This window comes from Bacillus sp. JJ1532 (assembly GCF_036965085.1).
In the GTDB taxonomy this organism is placed as follows: Bacteria; Bacillota; Bacilli; order Bacillales; family Cytobacillaceae; genus Cytobacillus.
The window spans coordinates 219,140-236,540 of the sequence record NZ_JBALOW010000003.1 but is presented as its reverse complement, the minus strand read 5'-3'; the positions used below and the strand labels follow the sequence as shown (position 1 = coordinate 236,540).

The window sequence follows — 17,401 nt, the reverse complement described above, 5'->3', positions numbered from 1 at the left end:
AATCGAACCCAAATTAACGATGTCTAAAATTAAGCAATTAGAGTAAAACAAACTCAATAATGACAGGATTTTTGATATTGAGTTTAGAATAAAATAGATTAGAATAATACAATCCCTAGGTCAAAACTAGGCCAATGAAGTATACCTTTATTAAATTGCATTCCCTACTTGTTTTAATACATTTAATATTAATGGAGAAACTTGAATAAGTACATACCCTAAACCTGCATTTTGAATCATAGTCCATCCCTTTTCTGCATTATTGAACATAAACATAAAGCATGCACCTACTATAATAACTGAAGCAATCGGAAAACTAAGAGCCACTAGTATATCTACTACTGGATCCAGCACATGAGCTAACATGGAAAGAGTTTGTTCTCCCATCCACTCTTTAGCTGTTACCGGGACTGCCTCAGCTGCAAACACCGGCTGAGCCATAATTAATGGAACAGCGACAGTCGTCCCTACTCTTTGAATCAGTTTGCCTATATTCTTCTTATTTTTAGGCCGCTTATATTCACCAGACATAAATTCACTAAACGATATAGTTTGTGCCTTAGCCACCTTGATCACCCTTTCTTTTTAGTGTTTTTTCTCTTCTTACTAGTTTTGTTTTTCTTTTTTCTTTGCTTTAACCCGTAATCAATCGCTAATAAACCAATCTGTAACGCTGCCTTCTTCCAGGACATAATATCCCTCCTATTTAATTTCATTCCACAAATACACTTTGCAGTCCATTTCCTTGCACAGATCCGCAATTCTCTTTTTTCTGTAAGGGGTGGTTGTCACCCAAACTAATGCAAATTGTGGATTATATGTGGATAACTTTTTATATCTTTTAATCTTTTGGATATTTTTTGACATGGATTGTTTATAATCGATTTCTACAAAATGATGGAGTTTATTGAAGATGTAGGCTGCATCTGCTATGAGTGATATGTCATTTACGGATACTTTTACTTCGTTCTTCCAATTTGAAGGCCGACCTTTGATGATGTATAAATCATTTCTCATTAAAAAGTGATTTACCTGTGGTGTTTTCTTTCTGATCTTTTCAGCTTGCACCATTTCTCGACCAACTGCATTTAAGTAGTAGATTTTCTTTTTTTCTTCATTAAAGTAGGAAATATATTCACTTAAGCTAAACAGAATCCGTTGAGCGTTACGAGTTTGACCAAGGTTGTGCATTTTTTGCAACTGTTCCCTTGAAAGATAATCACAGTTCTTCAAGCTTAAAAGTATTTCCTCTACTCTTTGTTGTTTCTTCAATGATCAACTCCTCCCTTCGTGGTTTTATGGTGATATGAGGGGCAATCATCTTTTCTATTTGATCATTTTCAATAAATGGAGTTTGAACTATTCGAACTCCATCTGGTGTTTTATAAATTGCGCGACCAGGTACTTCTAGTTTTTCTGCACCTGATTCATCCAGCACTACTCTTGATGCAACCGCATCCCTTAGCTTATAAGTAATCACTGTATCGCAATTCTGCTTGATCTGCTTATTCATGACATCTGCTGTCGGGTATTGGCTGCAATAAATAAGCCTGTATCCTAACCCGGCCCCTATTCTAGCTATTTCCGAAAGCGTTCCTTCACATTTGCGGGCTTTTTCCTTTTCTTCTTTCCCCGTGATGATGTTTGGCGAGATTTGCGCTGCTTCATCAACGAAAATGAAATGTCTAGTATCAATCCCAGCTTCTTTAATATCTTCGGATCCATTCTTATCAAACCAACATTTCATTTGGTCCATCTCACTTTTTATCTTTTGCAATGCTGATAAAGCCTCATCTATGTTTGTAGCAACCTCTAGCACTTGTTTAGCATTTTTAAAACGGGTGAACGCTAAGCCACCTTTTAGATCAATGAGTGTTAACTTTGTATTTTCGGGTTGTTGGTGTATTAATGATGTAATTATGATCTTTAAGAGAACTGTCTTTCCTTTTCTTGTCGCCCCTGCTAATGTGATGTGGCCACGTTCCATATCATGATTCACAAAGCCATATCTGCTTTCCCCAAGAGGAATTTCCCAATCAACACATTCTCCTAGCATACCTAAGTTGAAATTAATCTTATTTGGAATATGTCTATCTAAAACTTTGATATTGAGCATTCCATCATAATTCAATTCGATATCTTTATCCGATATATAACGATCTCCTAATATTTGCTTAATTTGAGGTAAAAGCTTTTCTTTAAAGTCCATTTGTACTAATCCTCTAAAGTTTATTGGTTTTTTTCTATTATTAAGACCATCCCTTAAATGCTCAGTCTTCTTTTCGAAATCAGTCAAACACATACCTAGTGGAATGCGATAAACATATTCCATTCCCCATTCATGCTTTTTCTTACGATAAAGTTGCATGGTACGAATTTCTTTTTCTTCTTTTACATACAGGCCACAATTTAAAGCGATTTTCTTTATCTTTTCTCCATCGTCTAACTCTGACCGTTTAAAATAACTAAATCCAACTAAACCAGCAGCCAAAGAAGTTGTAACGATTTCAAACAGCATTTCCTCACCCCAAATTTTTTATTTAATAATAAATAGTTGCACTGACAACGAATAGAAAAAATTTGATTACCTCCTTGCTTCGATTAAGTTTGTAAGTTTCGCTTAACTGTTCATCTAACGAAATTACAGACGAAGGTTTCTGCGAATAAGTTAGCGAATAACTAAGTGAATAGTAGATGTTATGACATACGGCTTGTACATAATTCCCAACTTTTTTAAATCCGATCGTATAATTTTGGGATTCATGGTCAAGAATGCTGATACAACTACTTTTTGGAGGTATAAAAATATGTGGGGATTAGGCAAACCACGAAGTAAATTAGGGAAATGGATGGATCGGAATGGTTTAGACCAACAAGATTTAGCTAGGACTGCCAAGGTAAGTAAAAATACCGTTACGAAGGCATGCAACGAAAAGGATTATATTCCAAGAGCAGATGTTATGAAGAAATTATTGAAAGCAATTAGAGAGATTGAACCAAATGCAAAAATGAGTGATTTCTGGGATATGTAAATTTGAGGTGATTTAATTGACTATAGCTGATGACTGGCAAATGTTAATTGAGGATTTGCAGAAGGTAGAGATTACCCCTATTGAGGTTCGAAAAGTCCTTTTGTTTTACGACTTAATGCTTGAGACACATAAAGTTGTGATGAATGGCGATCTGTTTGAAGAAAAATGAAATGCGCCCTCGTTATTGAGGAGCGCTTTCAACTTTTAGTTACAATATAGAAACTTTCATTATGTCCATAAACGGAACTTTGGTAATGTTAGAATCCTTTTCGATATGAATTAATCTTGTGCGACTATCCATTTTTATTATCTGCCCTTGAATCGCCTCTTTTTCCCAGATATCTAATATTACTTCTGATTTTTCATCATGCGCTTCTACAAGTGAATTACCAATCTCTTCTAGCTCGAATTCGTCTCTCGTTGGTCTTTTTTTCTTAACTTTAGACATAATTATGCCCCTCTCCTCATACTTCGTACTGGTCCGACCGATAAGATGTTACTTATTTTAAAGGTTCTCTGTTGCTTTCGGACGTAACAATAGGTTCTTAATGACTCCTTATTTACTGATAACACCTTAATTTTACGCTGGCTAATATTCCCCTTACAGTCCAAGTATATCATTTCTAATATTCCTCCACTTGCTGCCGCCTTTAATAGTAAACTTCTCATCAATCTGACCTCCTTTACCATAATTATATAAGAACCTTTGTTCGATTTCAATTGAATAAAGAACTAATGTTCGCATATAATAATCTAATAAGGAGATGACTAATGATGATTCGTGATCGCGGATTAATAAAATGGCAACCAGCGCATTTCATGCCTGAGCACCGAAAAATGCTGAGAAATCTTGCTAATGATGAAAACAGACAGAATATGCCACAACTGGATGAGCAAGAACTCGAAGAGATCGGCATTCTTGTTATGGACTCGCTAAACTACGCAATTCCAATTAAAGTAACCATTTGGAATCACGGCTATTATATCCATCGCTTTGGAGTGGTTAGTAAGGTGGATCAATTTATGAAGCACATACTATTAGAGAATGAAACTAATAATGAACGAATAATGATTAGTGATATTACCTGTGTGGAGAGGATTTAATTGACCAGGATTCCGAATGATGACAGAGATATTATCGAACAAGCAATGTACCTTCCGATGGTCCTTACTGTACTCGAAAAAGACCGATTAATATTCGATAAAGCTGCTTTTAAGCTAAAGCAGCCATATCTTAACTTAGTTGATGAAACGATTAAGAGTGTACAAAGGGATTTGAAAGAAGTGAAGTTGAACATGAGGAAAGGAAACATGAAACTGCAACAGATTGGGCACGATGAAGCTTTCACGCAATTTATGTTTTTCTATAAGGGATATGAGGAGCAGCATAATTATTTTAATCCGCGGATTCGTAATAAGGTGCAGGAGTTGATCGAGTATTATTTATATAATCGATAGTAAACCCGTTTTAAGGTGGCTTTACAGGGGCGAAGTTTATTAAAGAAGACATACCTTTTAAAAGCTACAATAAAAATATAGTCTTTTTTTATATGAAAATTTTGTCACTTTGAGTTATAGTTGATTTAGTAATCAAAAATTATTAAGGATGTAAGAAATGAAATATCCTATTATAGATGTAACAGATTGGTTAGTGGATACAGAAAAGGGAGAAGGTAAAGGACTACGTGAAAAGGTTTGGTTAATAAACCCTTCTACTAGCGAAAGTGCAATGTTCAAAATCCCAAGAGAAAACCGAGGAGAACATTGGGCCGAAAAACTTTGTAGTGAAATTGCAAACATTTTAGACTTCAATTGCGCAAGAGTAGATCTTGCAAAAAGAGGTAATACATATGGTTCATTAAGCTATTTTTTTGTTGATAAAAACAATGGTTTCTCTCATTTTGATGGCGGAACTTACTTTCCGTTTGATTATGATGATGAAAGAAATATTGGGTACAATGTACAATTAATCAAAAAAGTGTTGGATGAGCAAAACATCTCTTTTGGTGAATTTTTGTTTATTATAATTTTTGACGCACTTGTTGCAAATGGTGATCGGCACCAAGATAATTGGGGTATAACTCGGCATGACATAGAAGATATAAAATTCATTTCTCCTTTATACGATAATAGTGCTTGTTTGGGTAGAGATTTAAATGAAGTTAGTATTAATAAATACTGTGACTCTAACGAAGATTTATTAAGATACATATATAAAGGAAAGGCTAAAATAGGTTGGGGAGATATTAGAAACGAAAATCATTTCGCATTAATTAGAAAAATACTCAAATTATTTCCCCTAAGAACATTAGCATCAATTGATCGGCTAAGTCATTTAACTGATGTGATAATTGAAAACATCATAAATAAACTTCCTAATGAAGTAATTACAGAAAAACATAAAGAATTCGTAAAACTATTTTTAATTAAAAGACGCGATATTCTAAAAAGAATAGGTGATAGTATGGTAAATACAGTAAATGAATTATTATTAATTTGGAAAGATCCTGTTTCTCGTCAAAGATTTACTGTAGGGAAATTAATGTACAATGAGCTAACAAATATATATCGGTTTATTTATCTAAACCCTGATTTAAATGACGCAATTCAACACGGATTTAAAAATTACCCTAATTTCCCGTTTCTTTCGCATCATTATGAAGTAAACGGGAGCCTTTTTAAGGATATTAGGAGTCGTCTACCTCAACCACGGCGCCCGGATTATGCTGAAATATTGGAACGTTATGGTCTTGATTCATCGAGTTCTGAAATGGAAGTATTGGAGGCCACTAGGGGGCGCACTGCAACGGATAATTTTGAATTTGTAAAAGACTTTAAATACATCCCTAATAATTCCTATGACTTTACCTTTGACTTAGCTGGAGCACGTTATAATAAATTTAGTGAAATAACCTCAGATTTAAAAATTAATGATTCGATTGAACTGCAAAAAGATATTGAAAATGAGCATGATCATTACGCTGTTAAGGTGCTAGCTAAAGGTGTACATATTGGATTTGTTCCAAAGTATTACTCAATGGAATTTACTAAGATGATAGAGGATAACGCAAGGTATACTGCAACAGTTTCTAAATTGGATATACAAAACGCCTCTCCCGATGAATGGTCACAAATTAGAGTAAAAATCAATGTATTGTAATCTTTTAATACCCCTCTCATTTGAGAGGGACTTTTTTTTATTTCACCAATTCGTCACAAGGACTTCCCTCCTATTTGTCAAATATTAACATCATAACCTTCTGAAAGTTTGAAAATGAGGCGATTTAAATGGAGAGATTGGGTGAAAAGTGGTATGAAATTTGGGAAACGATTTGGCTTGAGTATGTATGTAGATTTTGGGATTGGTTTTGGTACTACCGAAGAGGGAAAATAAAGTTTCACGTTATTGATCAGGGAGATTGCTTTAAAGTCTCTGCTTGTAATGGTAAAGAAACAGTTTGGAATTGCTACGGAGGCACATTAGAACAAGCTAAAGAAATAGCATTGTGGAGATTAAGGAACGGAAAATAGCAGAGATTGAAAGCCCTTCTTAACGAGAAGGGCAATTTTATTTAGACATTTAAGTCACTAGCCAATACGATCCCAAATTTTATGTAAATTTAATGGTGTGTAAATTTCTTCTCCATGAATCTGCCGATGGATAATTGGATCTTGAAAGTAACGATCTAATGATTCCATTTCCTTCTTATAACCTCTTCTCGGGTGTTCCCCTGATATAATTCTTAATTGAGAATAATGCATTCTAACCTATCTCCTTCAAAAGTAATATTACATAATTACTATTTCCAGAAATCCATTTGTTATTTAAAAGTCCTTATCTTTTTTTAGGTAAAGAAGCAACAAAAGAAGTATGTAATTTCCCATAAAAAACTTCGGTTTTTAAATAATAAATAACAAACCCTATAAATGCTCATATGAGCAAAACCTTATAAGTAGGTGAATGGGATATGAGAAATAACATTCAAATATTACCGATTATTGCTTCTGTTGGAATTGGAGCAGCTGCTTATAGTTTAATGACTGGACGTGGTGGACAACTTCAAAATATGATCCCACAAATTTCTAATATGGGTAATCAGGGTAATCAAAATGCTCAATCAGGTACCGGAGCAAGTAATCAGTAATTACAAAAAAAAGAGCCAAGAAGTTTAAACACTTTCTTGGCTCCTTTAGTCAGAAGTAACATTCAATTAATTGGTGATAATATCCCAAAGTGAACATTATTTATATACTTCTGCTGCTTTAGCTAACAATACTTTTGATGGTGTTTCATACTTAACGTATCCATCAATCTTAGTGATCCAGTGGTTTGCACCAACATCATATTGTCCGCCATAATTCTCACGATAACCATACACACGATACTGCTCATCTGGCTGTAAAATACGGACCATTTGCAATTTACCAGCTGCATCTTCGGTCCACAAATTTATTGGTTTTAGAATAGTTATTCTACCAATCTGCCCTTTCTTAAACTCTGTCTTCCCCCACATTAGGACTGATTGAGCTTTTGTCTTTAGGTTTAATGCTTGTACTAATCCATTTATATGACCTTGTGCTATTGCATTCAAAAAATCATCATCTTTGAGTAATGCTGCGTCTGCTGCTCTATCTATAAATAAAGTCTCAGACAATACAGCTGGCATATGAGACTCTCTTAACATGTGAAAGTTTTCAGCCTTTGCTTTACGGTCAACTACACCATAATCTTTAATCTCCATCATAACGGCAGAGTGGATAGCTGCTTGTATAATCCCAGAAACTGAACTAGTTGACTGTGATGAATGTCTAAAATCCTCATAGCCGGTACCGCCCCCTGCGTTAATGTGGACGGACAATAGAAAATCGGCTTCCCATTCATTCGCCATATCAGTACGTTGTTTGAGTGATAAAGTTTGGTCTCCTTCACGACTGAGTTTTACTTGGGTGTTTTCGAATCCTATTAACAAATCTCGAATACGTTTAGAAATTTGCAATGTTAAATCTTTCTCTAGCAGTCCATTCCCTACTGCTCCCGGGTCCGTACCGCCGTGCCCTGGATCAATAAATATTTTAACCATGTATGATTCACCTCCTTATTTTTTTGTAACAATTTTTGATTGATCAAACAAACCAGAAGCTGACAAACCAATCATTAATCCAAACATAATTTTGTCCTGAAGAGTCACTACATCTACATAAAAAATACCCGCTATTATTCCAAGTAAAACGGAAACAGCAGGTAAATATTTTTCCGGCATAAAGCCCAATCTTTTTATTAATTCAGTAAGAGCCAAAACAACAGCGATTACAATAGCAATTTCAAACATTATTTATCATTCTCCTTTTCAATTTTATCAAGCCTCTTATGAGCTTGTTTGCTAGATTCCTCAACCCTCGTAACCCGTTCACTTAATGCAAGAGTCTGTTTTTCATTTGCTTTTATATCAATCCTAATCGATTCAACTCCTGCATTGATATTGTCCAATTTGGTTTTGATGACAGCAGATTCAGACGCATCTGTTCTGACATCTTTATCTCGATTACGGCTAAATGTTAAAATTCCAATCACTGCACCTAGCAAGGTACATAATAATCCAATAACTGCTACGACTTGAGTGTCCAAACTATCACCTACTTAAAATTAATAGGCCCGATCGGTTCGGGGCAAGCTTAGATCTTGATGGCAATATAAAAAGAGCCCTTGAAAAGGACTCTTACCAATTAATTATTTATTACCTTCATTCCAGTTAGTATAATTTTGGCATCGCTATTTAAATAAACAATGATGTCTTCTCTCAAAAATAACTTTGCATTTTCTTTAAGCATTACCTTTATTCCTCTTAAATCAAATTTATAGGCATATGCATTAATTGCATTAATAACGGTGAGTTCCTTTCTGGATAAGGGTTCAACGCCGGAGTTTAATTGTTCTATTAGGAAATTTAGAATCACTCTTGCATTACCTTTCAGTAATTGCATTCTCCCTTCTAGAACACCAATATTTTCCTCAATGTATTTTCTTGCTGAAACATAATCAAATTCATCAACACATTGATTTATTTTATTTACCAGCTCATCCAATTTCATTTACCCATCTCCCATTCACTCTCCAAAAGTATCTCTTTTTAATAAAATGATAACCTTGTTTTTTGAATGGGTAAATAGGCATAGTTAAAAAGTATCAAAAATAATCCCGATCGGTTCGGGTAAAACTGTGGACATCATGAAATAAAAAGAGGACTGAATTTCTCGGTCCCCATACATTTATTAATATAACTCTTTATACACAATTACTTTTAATGCCGTTAATTCTTAGAAAAGGTAATTAATAATCTTCTAGATATAATATTCTAAATTTCAACTCGTCATTGGCATCTAAAACCCCAATGACAATCTGATTATCTTCAGTCAATGTGACATACCTTAAAGTTTCATCACCTTCGGTCATAAAGTTTGTATCCGAAGGTGTCTCCATCTTTGCAAAGACAGATTGTGTGTATTCAAGTGGAAGAATATCATCTATTCCTTTTTCCGGTCTATCGAGCCACTTAAACATGAAATCTTTCAATTTCATTTGTTCAATTATTGATAAACTTTTCTTAAATACTAGTTTGTTTGCAGTTACTTCTTTCAACTTTACCACTCCTTAATAGTAGGTAAAGTTTATACGTAAAAAATCCTAACAACAAGGATATTCTAATGACAATCGCTTTACATTTTAATTACTTGCTAAGTAAGTAGTAATATACCTGCTTATTGCATAAAAAATACACCTCGCCGGGTGTTAGTTGCTGCACATTATCGTCCTAGAGCGTCATTAAACTACTTCTTCACCAGTTAAGATGGATACAACAACTTCTCGCAAATTCCCAACATTCGGCACTTGTTCAAGTGTGATTTCACCAGCAAGGATAAGAATAGAATACGAGATAGCGATTTGTGATTTTTTAGTAAATGTCATTTTAAAAAACTCCTTTATTAGTAGAATTTGTAATTTAATTAGACTGAGCCAATACATCCGAAACAACCTTACGTAAGTTTTGAAAGTCAGGAACATCCGCAATTGTTTTTTCACCATTTTGAATAAGTAGTACATAATCTTTTACGATATTACTATTTATTTTAAACATCACATTCCACCGCCATTCATCATCAGCATGGTTTCAAATAATTCTGCATTTCCTCTCGCCATTTCAAGACGAACTTGTTCATCTTCTTCTTTAGCAATTTGTCGTGGTTCATAACTTGCTCTTGGCTCAACTTTATAGCCATTAACTAAAATAGTAATGGTGAAGTCATTAGGATTATTACCTGCATCAATTATTTGTTGTACAATCTTTTCATACGTCATTACTCCTCACCCCAAACTCTATACACTTTTGTGATTGCGTCTCCACTAGCAACTGCAGATGAAGATGCAGATGATAATTTAATATAGTAGTTGCCCGACAAAGACCCTACATCTAGTGAAAACACCTTACGGGGATCAGAAGGAGCTGAAACACCTAAAGATGCTACTATTCCCGAATTATCACTCCACGAAGTAGTTTTGTTTTTCGACACAGTGAATATGGATTGATGTCCCGAAAATTTTTCAGCATCGAAAAATAGGTTTTTTATATTACTAAGGTCGATTGCTAAATTAGTAACGTATGTTCTTTCGTTATTATTTGAAGTGTATTTATCCGCATCTATAAATAGATGATTTGCCTGCTTGCTTTGTGTTCCAGTACCCAATGAATAGCCCGTAACCCATCCGCCTGTCAATGTCTCTTTTTCGTCACCTTCATTGTAGAAATAGGTAATTGTGGCTGCATCACGTAATTGTTTTATCGCGGTGTCTAACTCTGTAAAAGTAGCGTATTCTCCAACTTTGGAAACCTTAGCTTTTTTGGAAATGAGCGTGGTTTCCAACAAGTTCTTACCGTCATTTCCATATTGCTTTAAATTATCAATCTCCGTTTGAACATTTCCTCCACTTATCGTAGTTACATTTGAAGCAGACATTTCAGGTAGAATTAGATTCCCTTCTTCATCTGTCTCTGCTTTTACATGACCTAATTTTGTAGGTGACGCTTTTTCCGCCAAATGCGTAGCAATATCTTGACGTATTTGCTCTAATTCCTGTTCAGTAGCACCAGAACTTATGGCTTCTTGTAATGTCTTTAAGGCTTCATCAATGGTGTCCATATTTGCATTTTGATCATTAACATTATAAAACTCATCTTGACCAGGCTTTATTAAGTTAAAATTCGTTGTCTTAGTAGGCATTAGTTCAACACCTCTTCCCTTAAGTGCCTATGTTTAAATGCTGCTAATTGAGTGTGGGTATATTTGGCTAATTTAGAATTCTGGTTATATCGAAGTTCAACTGTCAGAACAATGTTTTGGGGTGTGATACGCTCCAACATGATAACAACTGCATCAAATTGCCCTTTTACAGTCAGTTCAATTTTTACAGTTAGTGTTTTATTGGCTACATCTCGTTTCAACTCATATTGCCCTTCACCAAGTAAACTATCGAGTAGCTGTTTTAAAACTCGATATGTGTAAGGTGCTTGCTCTTGATAACGGGTTAATAAACGGAATCTTCTCGTTTCAATTGAGTCCGTTGCAGGCACTTTTATTTTTAGCATTTTTTCCCTTCGTGCTAACCCTTCTTCAGTAGCTGACAATATAAACCGATTATTAAAGCTATCCTCAATTGCTTGCCATGTAGCATCTAACAGTTTGTTTTCTACATTTGCAATTTCAACTAACTCTTTAATTTCATGCAAAACTGACGGTAAATAGCTTAGTATATCTACTTCTCTAGGCAACTAAAACACCCCTTACCGGAATGGACTCCTTATCTAGTTGAATGTTTGATGCTCCACCATTAAGTAAAGTGTTAGCTATATCAAGTACACCTGGTACTCCTAGCAATCTGGTTTCGATTTGGCTAATACGAACGACTACCCCCGAGTGATCGCCATCATAATCAATTGATTTTGCCCACTCTTCTGCAAGCTCTTTAAAATAGTTATCTATGGTGGATTGCACATTTGCTTCAATGTCAGGCCAAGTCCAACCGTCTTGATAAGTGATATTTAATACGATTCCAATGACCGTATTATTCACTCCCGAAATTGTAACAATATGGTCAATAGGTGCAATCCCTACACCTTCACCTTGCATACCTAACGGATCCACTCTCTCTTGAATAGCATCGATTAGCGTTTGTGTAGGCTTTCCAAATAAGGAGTTGATAATTGTAAGACCTACTGTACTAGCGCCATACTTAGCGCGATAGACACGCACACCCCCAACACCATCTAACTCACCGACTTTTTGTTTATAGTCAGCACGATTACCACCGTATGCGACAGATTCAAATGAATTAAAGTAACGTTCTCTGAATGCTTCAGTATCCTCTTCACCTCTAGCTGGTATTAACAATTCTGTTAGTTCAGCATTTGTTAGCCCGTCAATATATTCAATTGGAATTAAAGGACCTGAAAATAAATTTCCGATATTTCCATAAGTTTCACATTCAAGAGTGAATTCCCCCTGTGCCGTACGTTCAATTACGACATAATTTAATTCATCTAAACTGAAGCGAGAGCTGATTGGTACATCAATATTAAATACACCTTTCCATTTTGCCTTTGTTGCTGGGAAAGGTTTCAGTCCTCGTTCCATCGCAATACGAATTAAATCCTCTCTAGGAGCAGTATCAGCAAAAACTCGGTCATTATTTGCTTGAATAGTAGCCAACATTTGAACAGTTTCTATACTATTCGCTGCGGTAGCATTATAGATTAAAGATGTTCCTTCTCGTGTATCAAGTGTCGGATCAACTCCAGCGAGCTTCTGAGTCATTAAATCTTCATAAGAAATATCCAAATTTAGAGGTTCGGCCATCAATATTCCACCTCTTTCTCCCCTGTAAATTCACCATAAATGCTATGAACCGTAAATGTGACATGTACCTTTTTCTTTTTCACTACAAAAACAAAGCTATCAACAGCATTAATACGATCATCCTGAGTAAGGCATTCAGTAATTCGTCTCTTTATTTCAGGTAATACATAGGCAGTTGGCTTGCCAAATAAGTCTTTAAACTCCACACCAAAATTCCATGAATATATAATGTGTTCATATCTTTCAATATTAAGCATTAAAAAAATCGCTTGTTTCAAAGCTTCAATTTCATTAACGAAGCCTACACAGCGATTTTTATCCATATACAATTTATAATTTTTGGTTGGTGGTAATGCCGCCTCATCAAAGTCTGAAATTAATCCGTCATTCACTTGAGGAATCATTTAACCACCTCTTTATCTAACACAATATATTTTTGACCACCTTGCATTTTAACCAACATTACTGTGTCCCCAACTTTTAGAGCATTATGGACTATAAACTTTTTTCGACCTTTATATTCATGAGTATGAGCCTCAGCAACTTCTGTTACATGATTTACTGTCATCTCAATCTCGAAATCTCGAACATTTCTTGTCAGAATCAATTGAGCAGTTGTTAATTCTTTCTTTTGCTCAACCAGTATTTTTAATGGAGATGTGCTTGTTACATGGCCGAATTGAATGGTGGTCGGATCTGCAGCATCAATTGCTTCTCTAGCTGCCTTTTTAATTGATATTACAATGTCATTCATATCACGCAACAAAATCACCTCCAATTAAAGAGAGATCCATGAAATGTTCACTTTCCTTAAAGGTGTGCTTAACACTATTTACAAGCATATAGTTCATTACTTTAATATCATCAAGATCTAGCCTCACAACGACCATATTGCCGCCACGAACATAAATATTACCAAATGCTTTTTTCATGCTTAGATTTCTAGTTTTTCGATTGTAAAGTGACAACAGTACATCTGCTTTGATCTTCCCATTCGTTGATTCCTTAATGGTTCCAAAGTGTTGTAGCATTCCCCAATTATTAATATTGTTATTGTCTTGAGCAATAAAAATTTCTCGCTTTCCAGTTTTCTCATTTTCATAGGAAAGCTTAATTTTGTTGTAAGTATTAGAATCAATCGATGAAGTGTAGTCAAAACTTTCGCCTGTTTCCTCGTCAATGAGCACGTCTAGTTTCATCTTCTCAAGGTCTCTGAGAGTCAATTTCCCGAAGTTATCATATAGGATATACATTTTCTTCGTATTATCCATTGTAAGATCTAGCGCATTCTGAAACATGTCGAAAAGCTCTTTATTATCCTCTACTCGACTGGGAATCTTGTATCCAGTATCCTGAATGGTTCCAGTGTTCAAACGGAAATCAGCAGCCACCATTTTAATAAATTCTGATGCTGTTTTGTTAGTGTAAACATAAGTATCTTTGTTTTTTAAATAGCGTAGTTGGTCATAGGCCGTCACATTTATTAAGCCCTCTTTGGAACGTTTTTTAGTAAAAACAAATCCATAAAAGATATTCTTTCCATCCTTTTTTAAACGAACAGCGTTGCCTTCTTCAAAGTTTAACGCTACATCCTTTAATACACTAAAGGTCAACTTACCAGGTGCACCTTTTCTAGTTGTCTCCCAAACTATTCCTTCTTCCACAGCAGGCTCCATAAATTTCTCACCATTTTGGATGATTAATTCAATCAAAATTTAATCACCTGCCCAGGATAAATAAGATTAGGATTCTTAATACCGTTTTTAGCAGCTAACTTATCAGTCATATCTTTAGTTGCTTTTCCATAATACTTCTTGCATAAAGCCCATAATGTATCACCTTTAACAACTTTGTGAGACTTAGGGGGAGGCGGAGCATTTGTTGTTGGCCTTGGCTTAGTAGTTTTTGCAACTGGCTTAGCACTTGCGGCCGCCGTAGAAGCACTTGGCTTTTTAATTTCAATAACCTTAGTACCGTACTCCCGATACTGTTTTAAAAGAATTGTAACAACTACATCAAATCCCTGATCTGCATTTTCTTTAATTGAATACTCTTCCAAAGATACCTTCATATTTGTATCGAATAATAAATCGTCACTCGGCTTTAATCGAGAGACGATAAATTGAAAGGGTTTATTATCAACCTTTAGTTTTTCAAGCTTATCTAAATAAAAGCTAGCTGGTTGATAACCATCAGGGTAAACGGCGAATGGGTACTTCGAATTTGGTAGTAATAAATCAAAAGAAAGTTCAGTCAATCCTGCTTTTTTCAGCATATTAACCTCACCCTCATTTATTAAGGTAATTGTTGTATTTTTATTTCTAATCTTTGTTTCTAAGCTAGAAGGAGCAACCGGAAGCTGTACATCGTCTATAAAGAAGTTATATGCCATCTAATTTGCTCCTTCCGCAATTACATCTAAAGTTTCCTCAAGTTTTTCTCCAAATTTATCAATAATTCCATCTAGATCAAGATCAGAGTTAACCGTATTATGGTTGGTCATATCAACTTTAACCTCGGCAGTCGTAAATCTATTAATTACATCTCTCTCAGCTAGATCACGAAGATATTTTAAATCTTCTTCTGCCATTTCCATCGAATCTGCCATCTTTTTAGTGTTTCCAGCTGTTTCTTTTCCTGTTTCGTTAACCGCGCTTTTTATGCCTTCTAATCCAGATAGAGCATCTTTCATGGTAGATGTAGGGTTATTTTTATCCCCAGAAAATAAATTGGAACCCCAATTGTACCCAGCATCCCAAGCTCCGCTATACTCAATCCTTGATTTGATAGCTGGTGCATTTCTACTAAGGGTTATTGCGCTATCATTTTTGCCCCAAGCAAGTACGCTGTCTTGTAGGGAAGAAAGACCTGCAGTCCAATTTGTTCCAAAAATAGAATCTATTATATTAGTAACTACTTTTCCAAGAGATAAAAACCATGAAATTATTTGTCCTAGTAAATTTGCAACAGCATCACCAAAACTGTTGAAGCCACCATTGAAAACATTCAAAACCCATTCAATTATCCCTATCCAAGGCTCTGCAAAATTTGTCCATAAGATTTGAATAATTGCATTGATTACACCAACTACTGTATTCCAAATGAAAGCACCTAAAACTGCAAAGGCACCTGCGATAATACCTGTGGCACTGTATGAAGTTCCAGCGAAGTGATTTACCGCAGCTACAGCACCATAAACAATTAGGATTAATACAACAATCGCACCTATTAACCAGGCAATAGGATTAGCAGCAATAGCGACACTAAGTGCAGCCATAGCCGCAGTCAACCCGTAAGTAGCTGCCGTTGAAACAATTGTTGCAGCTACATAAGCCCATTTTCTAATAGTTGCTGTTGCAGTTAGAGCTGCAGCAATAATTTGTTGACGGTTTATCCATAGAAGCGCTATTCCATATGCTACTAACGCAATTGTTGCTGCAACTATGGCTGGTTCTGCATATGACCAAGTATCATAAACAAATCCACCGATGGACATTAGAACTGAAAGAGTGGATAATGCAATGTTTGAAAGTATATGCAATGAATTAACTGTGCTGTTTATTACACTTTGAAACTTTTCATTGTTTGCTATTTCATTTAATTTTTGAAGAACTGGCTGAAAGGCCCATAACGCTTCGTTTTTAAAACTGGTCCATATTTGCTCAAAGGTCAAAGGCATTGATGCAAAGTCCTTGTTTATTTGATCTGCTGCCGCGAACATGGCTTGCTTTATTACATCTGCCGACAGTTTTCCATCTGCTGATAATTCTCGAATTTTCCCTATTGGAATTTCTAAGTAATCTGCAATATTTTGAATAATATTAGGAGCATGTTGAAAAATACTGTTTAATTCCTGTCCTCGTAATACTCCACTGCCTAGTGCTTGTGTTAATTGTATTGTTGCATTCTTTACACCATCGGCATTTGTTCCAGCAATGCTATACTGTTTATTTAACAATTCAGCAAAAGCAATGGCTTCTCTATTGGAACCGAAAGCATCTTTAGCATTCATGCTCAGTTTCCCAACTAAATCTGCTGTATCCGCATAAGATCCGTATGAACGCTGAGCACTATCAAATATCATTTGTTGTAATTCAGCTGTAGTTTGTAATCCGTCATTTACCATTTTTAAGCGCGCAGTAATGTTGGTCATTTGATCCGACAGTTCGATTATCGATTTCCCAGCCTGAAGGGAAAGGTACGTACCAACAATCGCAACCAACTTTGATAAAAATCCACTAGCAGCAGATGAGCCTTGATTAATACTATTATTCAGCTGTTGTTGCTGGTTATTAGCTTGATGAATTTGTTGTTCGATTTGATTAAAAGAGTTTTCTGCTAGAGCTAATTGCTGTCTAGCTGCTTGTATACTTGCCGTATCAACAGCGTTACTTGATTGCATTTGTAATTGCTCAAAACTATTGATGACAATGTTCATGGCGTTATTCATTGATTGAAAAGCA

At 35.3% G+C, this 17,401-nt stretch carries 29 protein-coding genes; 7 read left to right on the top strand and 22 right to left on the bottom strand.

Annotated elements, in window-relative coordinates:
* Positions 1-150: 150 nt before the first annotated feature.
* The 3 genes from V7122_RS02690 to V7122_RS02680 form a co-directional block, all read right to left on the bottom strand.
* Entirely contained in the window at positions 151-567 is a 417-nt protein-coding gene (locus V7122_RS02690) for a hypothetical protein (RefSeq protein ID WP_335525742.1), read from the bottom strand.
* 135 nt (positions 568-702) lie between these two features.
* Positions 703-1,272, bottom strand: coding sequence for a replication-relaxation family protein (locus V7122_RS02685; protein WP_335525741.1), 570 nt, complete (start codon positions 1,270-1,272; stop codon positions 703-705).
* Complete coding sequence (locus tag V7122_RS02680; protein WP_335525740.1) at positions 1,220-2,518, bottom strand: FtsK/SpoIIIE domain-containing protein; 1,299 nt, start codon at positions 2,516-2,518, stop codon at positions 1,220-1,222. Before V7122_RS02680 ends, V7122_RS02685 begins: the two co-directional genes overlap by 53 nt.
* A gap of 289 nt (positions 2,519-2,807) precedes the next feature.
* Here V7122_RS02680 and V7122_RS02675 point away from each other — a divergent pair, with 289 nt between their 5' ends.
* Both V7122_RS02675 and V7122_RS02670 read left to right on the top strand, forming a co-directional pair.
* Positions 2,808-3,032 carry a helix-turn-helix domain-containing protein gene (locus V7122_RS02675; protein ID WP_335343984.1) on the top strand — a complete coding sequence of 75 codons (225 nt, stop codon included), beginning with the start codon at positions 2,808-2,810 and terminating at the stop codon, positions 3,030-3,032.
* 16 nt (positions 3,033-3,048) lie between these two features.
* Entirely contained in the window at positions 3,049-3,201 is a 153-nt protein-coding gene (locus tag V7122_RS02670) for a hypothetical protein (protein ID WP_335525739.1), read from the top strand.
* Positions 3,202-3,240: 39 nt separating this feature from the next.
* Here the strand turns inward: V7122_RS02670 and V7122_RS02665 are convergent, their stop codons facing one another.
* Both V7122_RS02665 and V7122_RS02660 read right to left on the bottom strand, forming a co-directional pair.
* Positions 3,241-3,480 (bottom strand): YolD-like family protein, encoded by a 240-nt coding sequence (locus tag V7122_RS02665; protein WP_335525738.1) that lies wholly within the window; start codon positions 3,478-3,480, stop codon positions 3,241-3,243.
* 2 nt (positions 3,481-3,482) lie between these two features.
* Complete coding sequence (locus tag V7122_RS02660) at positions 3,483-3,701, bottom strand: hypothetical protein (RefSeq protein WP_335525737.1); 219 nt, start codon at positions 3,699-3,701, stop codon at positions 3,483-3,485.
* A 102-nt stretch (positions 3,702-3,803) separates the two neighbouring features.
* Between V7122_RS02660 and V7122_RS02655 the strand changes: the two genes are divergently transcribed.
* The 4 genes from V7122_RS02655 (at position 3,804) to V7122_RS02640 (ending at position 6,563) form a co-directional block, all read left to right on the top strand.
* Positions 3,804-4,136, top strand: a complete 333-nt coding sequence (locus V7122_RS02655; RefSeq protein ID WP_335525736.1) for a YolD-like family protein — start codon at positions 3,804-3,806, stop codon at positions 4,134-4,136.
* On the top strand, positions 4,137-4,490 hold the full coding sequence (locus tag V7122_RS02650) for a hypothetical protein (RefSeq protein ID WP_335525735.1): 354 nt from the start codon (positions 4,137-4,139) through the stop codon (positions 4,488-4,490).
* A gap of 157 nt (positions 4,491-4,647) precedes the next feature.
* On the top strand, positions 4,648-6,192 hold the full coding sequence (locus V7122_RS02645; protein WP_335525734.1) for an HIRAN domain-containing protein: 1,545 nt from the start codon (positions 4,648-4,650) through the stop codon (positions 6,190-6,192).
* 128 nt (positions 6,193-6,320) lie between these two features.
* Positions 6,321-6,563: a hypothetical protein gene (locus tag V7122_RS02640; RefSeq protein ID WP_335525733.1), complete on the top strand. Its 243-nt coding sequence runs from the start codon at positions 6,321-6,323 to the stop codon at positions 6,561-6,563.
* 57 nt (positions 6,564-6,620) lie between these two features.
* On the opposite strand, the gene V7122_RS02635 is transcribed toward V7122_RS02640, so the two are convergent.
* Positions 6,621-6,794 carry a hypothetical protein gene (locus V7122_RS02635; RefSeq protein ID WP_335525732.1) on the bottom strand — a complete coding sequence of 58 codons (174 nt, stop codon included), beginning with the start codon at positions 6,792-6,794 and terminating at the stop codon, positions 6,621-6,623.
* 206 nt (positions 6,795-7,000) lie between these two features.
* Between V7122_RS02635 and V7122_RS02630 the strand changes: the two genes are divergently transcribed.
* Positions 7,001-7,177: a hypothetical protein gene (locus V7122_RS02630; protein ID WP_335525731.1), complete on the top strand. Its 177-nt coding sequence runs from the start codon at positions 7,001-7,003 to the stop codon at positions 7,175-7,177.
* 96 nt (positions 7,178-7,273) lie between these two features.
* Here V7122_RS02630 and V7122_RS02625 read toward each other — a convergent pair whose 3' ends face one another.
* The 16 genes from V7122_RS02625 to V7122_RS02550 form a co-directional block, all read right to left on the bottom strand.
* Positions 7,274-8,113 carry an N-acetylmuramoyl-L-alanine amidase family protein gene (locus tag V7122_RS02625; RefSeq protein WP_335525730.1) on the bottom strand — a complete coding sequence of 280 codons (840 nt, stop codon included), beginning with the start codon at positions 8,111-8,113 and terminating at the stop codon, positions 7,274-7,276.
* A gap of 15 nt (positions 8,114-8,128) precedes the next feature.
* Positions 8,129-8,362 (bottom strand): holin, encoded by a 234-nt coding sequence (locus V7122_RS02620; RefSeq protein WP_335343974.1) that lies wholly within the window; start codon positions 8,360-8,362, stop codon positions 8,129-8,131.
* Entirely contained in the window at positions 8,362-8,658 is a 297-nt protein-coding gene (locus V7122_RS02615; RefSeq protein ID WP_335343973.1) for a hypothetical protein, read from the bottom strand. Before V7122_RS02615 ends, V7122_RS02620 begins: the two co-directional genes overlap by 1 nt.
* A 98-nt stretch (positions 8,659-8,756) precedes the next feature.
* The gene (locus V7122_RS02610; RefSeq protein WP_335343972.1) at positions 8,757-9,122 is read right to left on the bottom strand and encodes a hypothetical protein; all 366 of its coding nucleotides are present in this window, start codon (positions 9,120-9,122) and stop codon (positions 8,757-8,759) included.
* A 238-nt stretch (positions 9,123-9,360) separates the two neighbouring features.
* Positions 9,361-9,669: a hypothetical protein gene (locus V7122_RS02605; RefSeq protein WP_335525729.1), complete on the bottom strand. Its 309-nt coding sequence runs from the start codon at positions 9,667-9,669 to the stop codon at positions 9,361-9,363.
* A gap of 183 nt (positions 9,670-9,852) precedes the next feature.
* Entirely contained in the window at positions 9,853-9,996 is a 144-nt protein-coding gene (locus V7122_RS02600; RefSeq protein ID WP_335525728.1) for a hypothetical protein, read from the bottom strand.
* 34 nt (positions 9,997-10,030) lie between these two features.
* Entirely contained in the window at positions 10,031-10,165 is a 135-nt protein-coding gene (locus V7122_RS02595) for a hypothetical protein (RefSeq protein ID WP_335525727.1), read from the bottom strand.
* On the bottom strand, positions 10,165-10,386 hold the full coding sequence (locus V7122_RS02590; protein WP_335525726.1) for a hypothetical protein: 222 nt from the start codon (positions 10,384-10,386) through the stop codon (positions 10,165-10,167). The genes V7122_RS02595 and V7122_RS02590 overlap by 1 nt, the downstream gene beginning before the upstream one ends.
* Positions 10,386-11,306, bottom strand: a complete 921-nt coding sequence (locus tag V7122_RS02585) for a hypothetical protein (RefSeq protein WP_335525725.1) — start codon at positions 11,304-11,306, stop codon at positions 10,386-10,388. The genes V7122_RS02590 and V7122_RS02585 overlap by 1 nt, the downstream gene beginning before the upstream one ends.
* Positions 11,306-11,854 carry a putative phage tail protein gene (locus tag V7122_RS02580; RefSeq protein ID WP_335525724.1) on the bottom strand — a complete coding sequence of 183 codons (549 nt, stop codon included), beginning with the start codon at positions 11,852-11,854 and terminating at the stop codon, positions 11,306-11,308. Before V7122_RS02580 ends, V7122_RS02585 begins: the two co-directional genes overlap by 1 nt.
* Positions 11,847-12,938: a baseplate J/gp47 family protein gene (locus V7122_RS02575; protein ID WP_335525723.1), complete on the bottom strand. Its 1,092-nt coding sequence runs from the start codon at positions 12,936-12,938 to the stop codon at positions 11,847-11,849. The genes V7122_RS02580 and V7122_RS02575 overlap by 8 nt, the downstream gene beginning before the upstream one ends.
* Complete coding sequence (locus tag V7122_RS02570; RefSeq protein ID WP_335525722.1) at positions 12,938-13,342, bottom strand: DUF2634 domain-containing protein; 405 nt, start codon at positions 13,340-13,342, stop codon at positions 12,938-12,940. The genes V7122_RS02575 and V7122_RS02570 overlap by 1 nt, the downstream gene beginning before the upstream one ends.
* On the bottom strand, positions 13,339-13,692 hold the full coding sequence (locus V7122_RS02565) for a DUF2577 domain-containing protein (RefSeq protein WP_335525759.1): 354 nt from the start codon (positions 13,690-13,692) through the stop codon (positions 13,339-13,341). The genes V7122_RS02570 and V7122_RS02565 overlap by 4 nt, the downstream gene beginning before the upstream one ends.
* A 1-nt stretch (position 13,693) precedes the next feature.
* On the bottom strand, positions 13,694-14,650 hold the full coding sequence (locus tag V7122_RS02560) for an XkdQ/YqbQ family protein (RefSeq protein WP_335525721.1): 957 nt from the start codon (positions 14,648-14,650) through the stop codon (positions 13,694-13,696).
* Entirely contained in the window at positions 14,647-15,330 is a 684-nt protein-coding gene (locus V7122_RS02555; protein ID WP_335525720.1) for a LysM peptidoglycan-binding domain-containing protein, read from the bottom strand. The genes V7122_RS02560 and V7122_RS02555 overlap by 4 nt, the downstream gene beginning before the upstream one ends.
* A complete protein-coding gene (locus V7122_RS02550; RefSeq protein WP_335525719.1) occupies positions 15,331-17,340 on the bottom strand; it encodes a tape measure protein in 2,010 nt (669 codons plus the stop codon).
* Between the last annotated feature and the right edge of the window lie 61 nt (positions 17,341-17,401).